This is a genomic window from Nostoc sp. UHCC 0252, from assembly GCF_034931145.1.
Lineage (GTDB): Bacteria > Cyanobacteriota > Cyanobacteriia > Cyanobacteriales > Nostocaceae > Nostoc.
This window is the reverse complement of the sequence record NZ_JAYGHE010000120.1, coordinates 1-12,520: the sequence shown is the minus strand read 5'-3', so window position 1 is coordinate 12,520 and position 12,520 is coordinate 1. Positions and strand designations below refer to the sequence as shown.

The following is a 12,520-nucleotide window of genomic DNA, read 5'->3' as shown; positions in this document are numbered from 1 at the left end:
GCGATCGCTTGATACTGGTCAACTCTTTGTAAACTTAATCCCTCCTCATTAGTAGATAACTGGTGTAGCGCATCATCTTCGAGCGTCCACAGGTAACAGTTAATATTGTATTGTTCGCATTCACTGGCTAGATTGATGAGCAGCCTGACCCTCTCTTGCAATGGAGACTCGACAGCAATCAGCTTATTGTTAAGCTTAATTAATCTAAATACTTGCTTGATTAACTCATTATTCATTAGGGCTTTAGTTAAATTTCACCCCAATATTATTGATAGCTAAAACTCTTTACTAGCTACTTTAGTACTGAAAAAATCGGTACTAAAGGAGCTTGACTTTTTTGCAACTATAGCTCTAATTCCTCATGGTTTTGTTGTGAATAACGTTGTTGCAATTGATGGGAGAAATTGATTAACTGCGTATTCCAATCCCGACTTTCGCACTTGAGTTGAGTCGAGTGTGGCAGCAGTTCTTTAACAGCCCGTGCCACTGTTGGTTGACTAAAAGCTACCTGTACACAAGGAACATTACGTAATCTTTCAACAGGTAAATTTGAAGTGTCATCTACTGCCATGTAAACTGTTCTGTTTTCTGGTATTCCTTTAACCTGATATTCCAGCATGGCTACTGAAATGGTGTCAATGGGAGAGTCAGACAGTACGACAGTACTAGTTTGTTCGCTAGGCTTTTTCCCCAAAGTAAAGTAAAACCAGCTATCACGGCGAACTGTACCTAACTCATAACCAGAGAAATTATTAGCTGCCCCTTCTAAAAATGCTCCTTTGGTTTTTCCGTTGAGATCCCGCATCACAAACACTACATTTGCTTTTGAGTCGGCATAAACTAGTCCCTGATTATGTAACATTTGTACGCAATCAGAGGGTATGCCTCGTTTCTGAGTTAGGTAATGTTCAACACCTGACCAATTAGCTTTATCCTCAATCGGTGGAGTGAATTGCGGTACTGGTTGAGTTTGGATAATAAGAGCCGTAACTTTTTGAGCATGAGCTATCGCTGCACGTTTTGCGCCGACTTCACCAAATCGCTCCCCGATCCATGCGATCGCTTGGGCTTGGTTGCATTGATTAACATGCTTGACTAAATCAATAGCGCTGTTACCCCCTAACGAAGAACCATTGCCAAAGTCAGTAAATTGAGAGGCATCTATATTAATGATGTGGTTTCCTCCTACCCATTCATTCCCTTTACGCCACAGTCCCAACTCCCAAGCAACATCACCTAAAGCTAAATCAGTTGACCATTCGGTAAGTTTTCTTATTGATTGATTATCTTGCTCTAATTGCTCTATCCGTCGCCGTAACTGTTCATTGTCAAGTGCAATAGCTTTGGCTGTAGCTTCCATCTCTTGCTTACGCTGATTCGCCCTGTCTCGGTCGGCAGCTTTGGCCTTCAATTGCGCTGCACTTAGCTCATCAACTTCTAAGTCACGCCCCTCCTCCACAATCCGGTAAAAGTCTTTGATGTCCTGGTGCTTTGCTCTGCTTCCTTTAATACCGCGCTCCAACCCAATTAACCGCATTGTCTGGTAGTAAGAATCTTGAAATTGTTGGATTTTCTGCCGCCCGTCAAAGAAATGATTGCACCGTAGCTGTCCTTGATCATCCAAAGGCACAAAATAAGCGTGAATATGGGGGGTGGCTTCGTCCAGGTGTAACTCGGCGCGGACAATGCGATTGCCATATTCATCCGCTAACCACTGGTGAGTCGCTTCTAGCCAGTTATCCAACTTTTGGGGTTCATAGTAACCGGCTTGGGTGGGGCAGTCGGGACGGAAATAACTGGGCGATGCACTTAAGAGTAACTCCACGCAGTACACCGCATCAGTGCGAATCTTTCGCTTCTGCTCCGAGTCCCCTATCTTGGCTAAGACTAAATCCTCTAGTCGTTCCTCTGGGTCGAGGCTACCGATGAACCGAATATTTTTTTGAGTGGGATCTGCATTCGGGGTTTCTCTTTCTCGTGCAGTGTGAGATGCACTCCCTGATATATTACCCCGCTTTAATTTTTTTAATCGCGCGATCGCGTATGCCATTTTTTATCTACACTAAAATTTGGAAATACAAGTTTTTGGGCTGACTGACTGAGAAACAAATATCACTCAATTTATTGCTGTTTTTTCTCGGTTTCACGCCTATTTTAAAGCCAAATCGCTCAAATGCGAAAATGGCCAAATAACCGTAGTAAGTACGACTATCTTAAGCCGCCCTACAGCATTTCTGAGGCATTTCACAGGCAATTCTCCCGCTATCCCCAAGATTCCCTTAGTAGCATAGTCACTCTTGACACAATTTCAGCCTAAGTAGGTAACATTCTGCTTTCTGTGATTTGGACTAAAAAACTACGCAATAGCAAGGCTTTCGGGCTATTTAACTGTCAATAAGGCTTGATTAATGATAATTAATGGACTGCTCACAGAATTTTTCGAGAATTACCCAAGGTTTTCAAAGCCAATTCAGAATTTTTTGAGAATTACTCAAGGTTTTCAAAGCCAATTCAGAATTTTTGGGAGTTTTTGTAGTGCGAAATCAACAAGCTTGTAGTACGCATTCTCAATAAGCTTGGGTCTTATTGAGAATAAAAATATGGCAAAAAAGTGGCTGTAGCTGATTAATGATAAGGCTTTCAAGAGAAAAAATGCAAAAAGAGTGGACGGCCAAAAGGACAGAAAACGGTATTTCTTGTCCCTTTGGCCGTCCAAAGGAAAGTCATGAAATCTAGATATTTCCAATTCGGGCTTGTGTGAGGACGGCCAAAGGGACAGAAAACGGCATTTCTTGTCCTTTTGGCCGTCCAAACTGATAGTATTTATTTTGACAAAAAGTGTACTGAAAAATCAAATAAACCCGACTTAAATAGTGTAGATTCAATATTTTGAAGGAATTGCGTTATGAAGTCTAGAAAAAATGATTAAATGAACAAGTAGAAATAAAATTTAAGCATTTCAATGAACAGGAGTCAGGAGTCAGGAGCCAGAATTCAGAATTGAATTCTGTACGAGTGGCAGATGAATGAACGGGTTTAAGCCCCCATTAAATTAGAAATTTAGGGTCTTCAATGAGTGGTGGATCTGAATTTCCCACTCATTAATTCTGACTCCTGAATTCTGACTTCTGAATTCTTCTTCAAAATTGCTTCATAGATAAAAAAACTGAAATTGAAGTTCCTCAAGACGAAAACTACTGAAACTAAATTTTAAGAAAAATAAAGTTCAGCAGTATTAAAAATAAAGTGTCATAATTTTTAAGTAAGAATTCAGCACTCAGTTGGTCGCCGAGCGCAGCCGAGGTGAGTCAGAATTTATAAAAGGTTTGATATTGCAAGTAGATTTATGAGTCAAATGAGTTTCTAATTCTTCTACTGTTCGGACTCATGAATTCTGACTCATGAATTCAGAAGGACTGAATTCTGACATTTCTAAGACCTGCATTACCTCTGTGAGAAGCATAAAATATGGCAGAGATAGAACAAATAAGAGTTTCGATTAAGCGCCCGAAAGATAGTTTAGATGGAAAAGTAGTTGGCTACATAAGGTCAAATCCATTTGGTTTAGAAGCAGATTATTCGCAAGTTATAACAGCAACGCTAAAAAACCACTGGCTACCTCTAGCCTTGTTTTCTTCGGGACTGAGGGGAGAAGAATTAAGACAGATTGGCATTTGGGCAATTAGTCAACTAGAAGCACAAATTAGTATGATTCGGAGAACTTGCGGGATAGCACCAGACCCGCTAGTGGTGACATCAAATATATCAATGCAAGCATCAAACATAGTGGCATCAGATAGTCTATCCGTCTTAGGGGTTACTTCGGGAAATGGACAAATAAGTTCTACTGATGAGGAAGATGAAGACCATGAAGATGACGATGACGATGAATTTCTTGACTCGCAAAACTATCAAGAGATGACCGACATTAAGCGGATGTTTGGCTGGGACAAACCTTGAGGGGGGCTGAAGATGAATAAAAAGAATAATAAAGACTACACAAAAGTTGCGATAACGATTGATTTAGGGACAAGTTTTCAGAAGGGGATAGCACAGATTTATCCAGATGGGGTTCCAATAGTTTTAGCAATGGAACCAGAAATAGCGGATTTAGGGGTAGAGTCAATAGAATATTTGTCAAATCAACTCGTACAAGATACGACGGTGTGGATAGGAATTGGGTCAGAATACTATGTCCTGGGAGCATTAGCCAAAAGTATGTTCGCGGGGACATCAGCTATTAGAGATTTGAAGTATCAATATGCCTTACCGAAAGTAGCAGCTATGTTATGGTTGGCAATTCGGCGGCTGGGAGTGAAAAACCCAGATATAGAACTATATGTACATTTGTTGTTGCCAGTAGGAGAAGCGTCGGATGGGCAAACGCTTAGAGCAAAACTAGCACAGAACTTAAAAACAGGAATAATCACGCCAACAGGGAGGTTAAAAGCGAAATTACGTAGCTTTGATGTCAGTCCAGAAGGGGCGGGTATCATGGCATATCGCAGTCGCAACGTCAACATAAACTATTTCCAAAAGAGTATAGGAATGCTGATGTTAGGCTATCGTAATGCCAGTTTTATTTTGTCGCACAAGGGGAATGCAATAAAAGCTGAATCTACAGATTTAGGGATGAATTGGGTGGTGCATCAGTTTGTAGAACGTACTGCTGTAGGTTTATCAAAAGATGACTTACGCCTAATTTCAGCTTTAGCCGAAACCACGAATAACAATTTTGATGCACTGCGGTTTCTATCACGCAAAACCAAAATCGAAGAAATCAATGCTGATGTAGAGTTGTTTTGTCGGATTTTACCAATAGTTCGCAAAGAGTACTGCCGTGCTTTATGGCGCTGGTTGAGAAATATTGCCCTTATGGATGAAATCTTAGTTTGTGGTGGGACAGCATCCTTTGTACGCCAAGAGCTAACCGAACATTTTGATGGCGAAGGCATCCCCATTTGTTGGAATGGCGGAATGGAACTACCTAAATATTTAGACACAATGGGATTAGGTGATAGGATAGCTGATGCTTGGGCATCCCATATTAGCCATATCAAGTTTTTGGATCATGAATTGAGCTATGACCGCCAAGACAAACCCCTAGTTCCTGATTATTATGTTCAACCATTCAAGAGTTCTAAACCGGACATGGAGATTTGGCAAAGGAACGGTTATATCACTACAAGCCAAAAATAGGGTGTTGGGGGTAGGGTGTTGGGTGTAGTGAAGACGGTATTGGATTTAGATTAGTTTGCATTTGTACGACAACTGTTGCGACTAATGCTGTCTGATGTTAGACAGAATGTCTGTCTAACATCCCCAAAGCCAGTAAACGTAAGGGTTTGGCTTTGAATGGTGTTTCCCTCCGCAGGCGATCGCTGTTTCGGATCAAAACTATCTTAATCAACAATTGCTCAAGATGGTTGACTCAAACAATAACAAGCGTGAACAATTAACATTGGCAAATTGATATGGCTGAAACGACACATTTGCAGGTACAAGAATTATCACGATTTGCCCAAGAGCAAGACTTCAATCAGCAATATCGACAGTATTTTGGCGATGTCTGGGAAGAAGTTGGAGTTAGAGATATCTCCAAAATGACCATCCAAGATGCCGAGCAAACCTTGAAGGTACTAGCTGATAGTGAAGCATCTCCCCAATTCATCAAATCTCTACTAGCACAAGCAGCAATTGATGGTGCTACACCGCAGGTTTTGGAGTATTTCTTGAGTAGCGACATTGACTCAGATGGGCGGACTCTAGCACAAGAAATATTCCAAGATGGGACGAACCCATTGCAGCCGGATACACCCCAGCCACCACCCAAGGCACAGGTTTTATCTCCATCTCCAACTGAAGATTTGGACTGGGAAATATAGCATATCTTCTCAAACTTTACTAGCAACCTGAGCTTTGATTTTTTCAGTACTCAAGTTGCTAGTTCTTTTTTGAAAGCATATTTAAACTTCTTAAGTTAGATACGAGTTCCATTTTTCAAAAAGCACACTAGGGTGTAATTGAATTATCGATTACACCTGTTCCCTCAACTAACTTCTAAACCAAGTGAGGCCATAGTATGACTATATTAGGTATTAATAGACCTTTAGATACAACCCAGGCAAAACTGTGGGACGAGCGCGATTTGTCTACAAGCGATCGCCGCCAAGAGCATCTAGAAATTCTCCTGTGCCAGAAAGTACAAATAGGTGAAGACCCTGCCTTGTGTGAGAAAGTGTTGAATTATTTGTATTTCTCGGCATTTCAACAGAATCTCAATCGCATTACTGTCCAAAAGGAGAAAGAAAAGTCGGTCTTTGTATCCGTACAGCAAGTGATTATTACGTCCTTTGCTATTTTAGGAATGTTTGCGTTCCTTGCCGCCGCTTCCAACAAGTCAGTTGTGCGATCGCCTGGGGTAATACCTCCAGCTATAGAACGGCAAGCCAATTAACCAAACAATTCGCTTTTTCGCTCAGGAAGACAACGGAAGATCAACTGAAAGTAATGTGGGCTGAAGTAGTCAGAGAACGCTCGGCATTCAATTCACTGCACATATTAATCATTACAGCCTTTGTCATCTTAGGAATGATTGCGTTTTCTAACGGTTTTTATCATCAAAAATTCACCCCAAATCAATGAATTTAATCACGAGGTTTGGGGTAAATTTACTGCTGATATTGTTTGCTAAAAAACTTAGCATCACGTTGCCCAAGCAAATTTAGGTGTTAGGAAATTAGAAATAGAGCGAAATCTCCCTATTCCTCAATTTGCTAACTAAAATACTGTGTCCTTATCGAAAGGCAAACTGTCAACATCCTCAAAGTTACGCAGGTCTTGCTCCATCTGCTGACGACGTTGGACGTATGTTGTGCTGTTTCCAATCCTCCCTCTCATCTGCCATGCGCCGAAGTTGATTCCCTGTTCTGCATGTTTTTCAGAAACTCTATTGTAGTTATCGACTTCAAATTTTTTGCGTCGCTCCATCTCTTCAAGCCATCCCTCGCTGATGCCCTTGTCTAGAGCTTCTTGAACGTACTTAGGGTTAAGAGAACCGTCTGGGTTAAACTGCCGCTTTTCTTCTGCTGTGAAGAAATCGTAGGCAGTATAAACAGGCCAAGGCTCTGGATCTGTTTCGTCTAGTCGTTTCCATTCATCATATTCTGCCTTACATCTACGAGCATAACTATCAATTGCTCCTGGATCTGACCCTCTAAATAACTTTTGTTGTCTTACTTCATCCTTTAAAGTCCCGTCTGCGTTAAATTCTTTCCCGTGCATATTTAACCAGCGTTTAATTCTTGACATATTGGACTCCTAAAAATTTTCAATGATTAAACAAGATTATGTCTTTGCAATTCCAACACTTTGATCCCAGACTAAATCAATGGATTCATACTGATGGAGATAATCAGAATTCCCAATCAATTTTAACTGAAAAATTAGATAATACTCTATTAGAATTTTACTTTCCAGAACAACAGTTTTCTTTCGGACATATAGATGAATATAGTACGCCAGAAGATTTAAGAAATCACCCAAATGGGCATACGTTATTATTATCTTCTAAAACCCGATTATTGTACGGGTCGCCAGAATGCTTGGAAGTAATCGAAAAGTTATGCCCTGATAGAAAAGATAGAGGTGCTTACGGTTCAATCTTTCTAGGGGGGTGTAAAAATTCGATACATGAAGAATTAAACATTTTGATTGTAGATGACTCTACTGAAGCACAAGGTGAAAATGGAGGAATTATTAACAAAGAAAATGCTTTTAAATTGGTAGGTGACTGCTATGGTCAAATCTCTACCCAGCTATATGATAAATTAACTAAAAGGGAAGAACAGCAGGATACAAGTTATCGTATAATTCAGCATCGATTTGGGTGGACAGAAACTGATGGAGAAGATACTAAATATCGGTTCGGTAAGGGGACATTAAGACCTTACAGTTTTGATAGAATCGAGTATGCTGATACTAGTAACGAACCCAAAATTGACTTAATTCTTCCGCTATCTAGCTTCAAAGGTACAGACAAAGATCATCCCGATAAACCGACTAAACCCCAAATTCAACCGGGATTATACAAACAAAAAATCTGGTTAGGCGAAAAGTCCCAATCAGAGCGAGGTAAAACTGCCATATCTCAATTATTAGCATCATTTCCTCAAGGTATTAAGGATTTTGCAGAAGAACTAGAGGTACAAGCTCAAAAGCTAGCAGAAGCTCAAGATGACCCTAGAATTGTTGCACAACTGTACTGTGAAAACTACGAAAAGCGAAAAGAATTTTCAGAAGAGCAAAAAAAATCTTTAGAACGAGAAATTATTGAATCAGTTAAAGCTGATACTTTAGGTAAACAAGTAGAGAATAATTCTGGTGAAGACTTAGAGCTAAACGATGAATCAGATGAATCTCAGAAAGATGATATGTTCATGTACAAACTCATCAAAGCTGATTTACTTGGCCATCAACAATTACTAGAAACCGAAAAAGTAAAACAAGAGCTAAGTCGATTTGTGCAAGGTCAGTGGCGTGATATTGCGGTTGGCAAGACACTAACTTTTGACCGAGGAATGATTATCCCTTCCAAAGAACTCAAGAATGGCGAAATTTGTGTGACTTGGATGGATGAAAATGAAAAAGTGTTAAATTTCCGTTCCCCATTTCTTAATTCTAACGGTCTATGTGTTTCTAATAACAAATATGTTGAAGACCGCCTAGCTCCAGATGGTGAACCATTACAAGGAATTATTATAGTCAATGATGAAGATCACAAACGCCTACTTGCTCGGATTGAAGCGCTAGAAGCCCAAGGTATTCAACACAACGAAGTTAATCCCCTCGAAACCGAATCACAACGTCAAGCGCGTGATTTCGACGGTGACTGTATTGGCGTAGCACTTGCACTTCAATATCCAAACTTCACAGCCGAAGCCGAGTACAGAAACCAGCCTGAAAATGCTTATCGGCCTACTGTTAAAGAAAAGAAACAATCATTTTATTTGGAAAATGGAAGCCAGCCCCCATTTGAAGAAATAGCTATCCACATGAGCGATAGCATCAGCGTAGGCATAATCAACAATCAAGTGACGGCACTAGAAGCATTAGAATCGGAAATTGAGGTACTTAAAACTTACGGTAACTTAGAACAACAGTCAACTTATTTAGACCAAGTATCTAAGCACTATCAAAGTTTATTTGAACAGGAACATGGCGAGAAGCCTAAACTAATTAGAGCAGAGTACAAACCTTTCATGCAATCTGTTGTAGCTCTAGCAGAGAATCATAACAGAACGCCAGATATTATTCAGCAGGCGATGGACATTAACCGCCTGATGTACCGGGAAATGATTGGTGAGGGATGTTATCAAAACCAAATAGCGGTTGATTTATTCAAAAGTGCTAAAAAACCTGAGATGGATAAAATCAGGGAAAACAGCCGCTACTTGTATCGTGATGTTAATTATATTAAAGATAAGAAATCTTCGTCAGTTTATTTAAACACGGGGATAACACCAAAGGGCTACTCACCAGTAGAATTATTGATTAGCCAAACTAATAAATATTTCCAAGAATCACAGTTAGAGTCGCGTCCCATCGTCCAGTTTAAAGACTTATTCAAAGGAGTAGAATTTACACCACAGCAGAAATTTGCAGCGATCGCCGCCAAGTACGAGTTTGATCAGAAATTCAACGCTGCGGTACGTATGGAGCGACGGCGGGAAACCGAGAAAGGGCCATCAGCAATCATCCAAACTCCACAGTCTTGCCAACTCGAAATTACCAATCTCACCCATTACAAACATCCTCTGATTTGGAAAGCCCAAACGTTGAACATTCGCCTAGACGAAATTCCAGAGAAATGGCGAACTAAAGAACGCCCCCACAAATTACTAGCAGTTGCACAAATCAATGGTGAGATTGGGGAGGATGGAAAACCCGCATACCGCAACCTGGGGACAGTTAGCCAACAATCTGTGACTGACCACAACCTCAAGGCGGGGATGACCATGCAGGGAGCTAAACTCCTAGAACTAAAACCAGAACTTACTAGAAGCCAAACTAAATTACTTTTCGATAAGGCACAAGAGGCGGCTCTCGCATTTTACGCTTCTATCCCAGAGTCAGAAAAACTTGCTCTATCCGCCGCCGCTTGGAACATCTGTGCATCCCGCCAGGATGAACTTGAAATTGCAAGAAAAGAAAACGCAAACCCCCAAGCGATCGCCAAAAAAGTCTCTAATTTTGCCTTCGCTGCTTTCCCCAATGAGATTATCTCTCGCTTAGATAAATTGCAATTTACTGAACCGAAGTTAGTCACACTGAATAATGAAGCGAATCAATTTTTGGGTCGAGACTGGAACAAGGATGATTTGCACCCGATAGAAATTAGAGCCAGCCACCATCCAGTCGGGCATGAGCGCCATGTTTCCAGACTAATGTTTGTTCAGGATGCTGACGGCGAATATAAGGAATTTGCCATGCTTGAAACTAGAACCGCACAGCTTCCCATTGGCACAAAGGGACAAGCTAATTTCGTTGGCGTGGAACCCGCGACTGCCAAAGCAACCATTGGACTGCCAGGAAACGAGCCGGTTGAAATTACTATCCGTGAACTCAAGAACTTCTCTTATGCAGGACTTGTTTTTAACGCCGAACCGGTCAACTTGGAATTTGGCACTGTGCCGGTGACTGACAAAACAGTAAAAATCAGACTTGATGGCAAAATACTGGGTGAGTTAGACAGTGATTCTGCCCAACAGTTGAAACAAATTGATTACCTGAAAAATGGTAATCCTCTAAAATTAAAGCTCACGTCAATCTCTGAGACAGGAGATCAAGCTTTTGTCCTGGGTGAGTCTCCCAATGGAAATCTCCTCAAAATTAATAAAATTAACTTCTATGATTTTTCTGGTCAGACATTCAATGATCAAGATTACCGAAAACTGAGTATCGAAACCTCAGCTTCTAAAACTAGAGATGCTGTATTTTTGAATGGTGAACCCTTGGGAGTGTTGCACTTTAAAAAAGACAAAGACGCGCTCAGACAACTTGGATTGCTCAAAACCGGAAAACTTACACTTGCGCCTGCAATCGTTGAAAGTAATTTTTCTGTTATTTGCGCTCAAATTGACCCTAATAGCGTTGAATATCCTACTATTTGGACGAAGGAATTTCAGGCTTTTAGGACTCAATCGGTTAATTCTGAACAACAAAAGATGATTGAGAGTAGTGCGAATATTCTACATCAGATTAAAGAGCGTCCTACTTTCTTATTTTCGACAGAATCAAACAAGAAACTTGGAATCATGGGCTTGGCTGTTGACAACCAGAAAGCTGATACTGTAACTAAATGGTTAACTGCTCAAAAAGTTGAATGGCAGCAAGTACCAATAGAAGATGTCATCAGGGAAACCAAAAAAGGTCTAGCAGTATTTCACTTAGTCAGTAGTTCAATTCCCCCCAAAACTTTGGAGAACATGACCAAAAAATTTGGGGCTGTGATTGAATCAAGTACTGAATATCAACAAGAAATTAAATCTTTGGCCACGCGATCGCAATTCTTGAAACCTCCGTCTCAATCAGCACAATCCCCGCCTCAACAAAGCGCTCAATTCCACCCAAACCAAGAGGTTCAAAATGTCGCCCCTCCTGTCATCAAAGGCAAACCGATTCCGATGAACTACCCTTTAATGATGCATGGTGACACTAATCCACTACCTGTAAATACTTGCATTGATGCCATGCGCGGATATGGCAGAACTCATACCACCAGAGCTTATCAACCATACAAACAGTATGGGTTTAAGGAAGGTGATATTGCTCTGGCGACAGGCATTGATAAACAAGTCGCCTTTCGAGTCGGTAAGCAGTATCAAATCACACCTGATATGATTGCTGACCCTGTTTATCAACAGCAATGGGCTGACATGGAAAAGCACTCACCCAAAGCATTACCAGAATTATTCACGGGCAAAGGGCAGGTCTGGGGACTACATCTTGAACCCTTGGGGGATTATGTGGACGGGAAAATAGTCCCATTTCCTGAACCACAAAATAGAGCCGCACCCAACCAAACAGTCCAAACTCAATCAGTTACTATTGATGATTTGAGAAATTGGTATAATGCCGCAGATAAGTTAGGGAAGTCGGAGAATTACAAAAAACGGATTGTGGAAGTCGCCAATCAATTTAAAGCTGGTGAGCAATTATCAGCCCAAGCGTTGACAGTAATGAATAAAGATACATCTGAACTTGAAGCCATCAGTCGGTTGACTCAAATTGCTCAAAGGATTGGCATGGTCTGGGGTAAGCCTAACGAAAATGGTACTCAAGTTCAAGGAAAGATTTATGACTTGGCTTTCAATACCCAGCAGAGGGATTTAACTATTTCGCAGAAAAATGGGGAAGTAATTTTAAACTTGCAATCTGGTCAGGTACAAATTAATAAAGTAACTCCACAGATATTGCAAACTTTTGAGGACGTTAATAGTCAAATAGATAAAAGTTTAGC

Annotated in this window: 7 protein-coding genes and 1 pseudogene; 5 read left to right on the top strand and 3 right to left on the bottom strand. The window is 40.7% G+C overall.

All coding sequences use genetic code 11. From position 1 onward, the window contains the following. Positions 1 to 236: pseudogene (locus tag VB732_RS34030) on the bottom strand (ATP-binding protein); the annotation flags it as partial. A gap of 107 nt (positions 237 to 343) precedes the next feature. After that, entirely contained in the window at positions 344 to 2,050 is a 1,707-nt protein-coding gene (gene mobV / locus VB732_RS34025) for a MobV family relaxase (RefSeq protein ID WP_323235231.1), read from the bottom strand. Between the two features lie 1,418 nt (positions 2,051 to 3,468). Between mobV and VB732_RS34020 the strand changes: the two genes are divergently transcribed. The 4 genes from VB732_RS34020 to VB732_RS34005 all read left to right on the top strand — a co-directional run bounded on the left by VB732_RS34020 (position 3,469) and on the right by VB732_RS34005 (position 6,457). Further along, entirely contained in the window at positions 3,469 to 3,960 is a 492-nt protein-coding gene (locus VB732_RS34020) for a hypothetical protein (protein ID WP_323235230.1), read from the top strand. A gap of 12 nt (positions 3,961 to 3,972) precedes the next feature. Beyond that, positions 3,973 to 5,199 carry a ParM/StbA family protein gene (locus VB732_RS34015; protein WP_323235229.1) on the top strand — a complete coding sequence of 409 codons (1,227 nt, stop codon included), beginning with the start codon at positions 3,973 to 3,975 and terminating at the stop codon, positions 5,197 to 5,199. A gap of 275 nt (positions 5,200 to 5,474) precedes the next feature. After that, positions 5,475 to 5,885 (top strand): hypothetical protein, encoded by a 411-nt coding sequence (locus VB732_RS34010; RefSeq protein ID WP_323235228.1) that lies wholly within the window; start codon positions 5,475 to 5,477, stop codon positions 5,883 to 5,885. Positions 5,886 to 6,082: 197 nt separating this feature from the next. Next, a complete protein-coding gene (locus VB732_RS34005; RefSeq protein WP_323235227.1) occupies positions 6,083 to 6,457 on the top strand; it encodes a hypothetical protein in 375 nt (124 codons plus the stop codon). A 323-nt stretch (positions 6,458 to 6,780) separates the two neighbouring features. Here the strand turns inward: VB732_RS34005 and VB732_RS34000 are convergent, their stop codons facing one another. Further along, positions 6,781 to 7,311 carry a hypothetical protein gene (locus VB732_RS34000; protein ID WP_323235226.1) on the bottom strand — a complete coding sequence of 177 codons (531 nt, stop codon included), beginning with the start codon at positions 7,309 to 7,311 and terminating at the stop codon, positions 6,781 to 6,783. A gap of 38 nt (positions 7,312 to 7,349) precedes the next feature. Between VB732_RS34000 and VB732_RS33995 the strand changes: the two genes are divergently transcribed. Then, positions 7,350 to 12,520, top strand: a 5,171-nt coding sequence (locus tag VB732_RS33995) for a hypothetical protein (protein WP_323235225.1), incomplete at its 3' end; no start/stop codon positions are given.

What these genes read in the sequence shown, in the direction of transcription:
- VB732_RS34000 (WP_323235226.1), bottom strand. Translation starts at nt 7,311, where the DNA reads ATGTCAAGAATTAAACGCTGGTTAAATATGCACGGGAAAGAATTTAAC.
- mobV (WP_323235231.1), bottom strand. Translation starts at nt 2,050, where the DNA reads ATGGCATACGCGATCGCGCGATTAAAAAAATTAAAGCGGGGTAATATA.
- VB732_RS34020 (WP_323235230.1), top strand. Translation starts at nt 3,469, where the DNA reads ATGGCAGAGATAGAACAAATAAGAGTTTCGATTAAGCGCCCGAAAGAT.
- VB732_RS34015 (WP_323235229.1), top strand. Translation starts at nt 3,973, where the DNA reads ATGAATAAAAAGAATAATAAAGACTACACAAAAGTTGCGATAACGATT.
- VB732_RS34005 (WP_323235227.1), top strand. Translation starts at nt 6,083, where the DNA reads ATGACTATATTAGGTATTAATAGACCTTTAGATACAACCCAGGCAAAA.
- VB732_RS34010 (WP_323235228.1), top strand. Translation starts at nt 5,475, where the DNA reads ATGGCTGAAACGACACATTTGCAGGTACAAGAATTATCACGATTTGCC.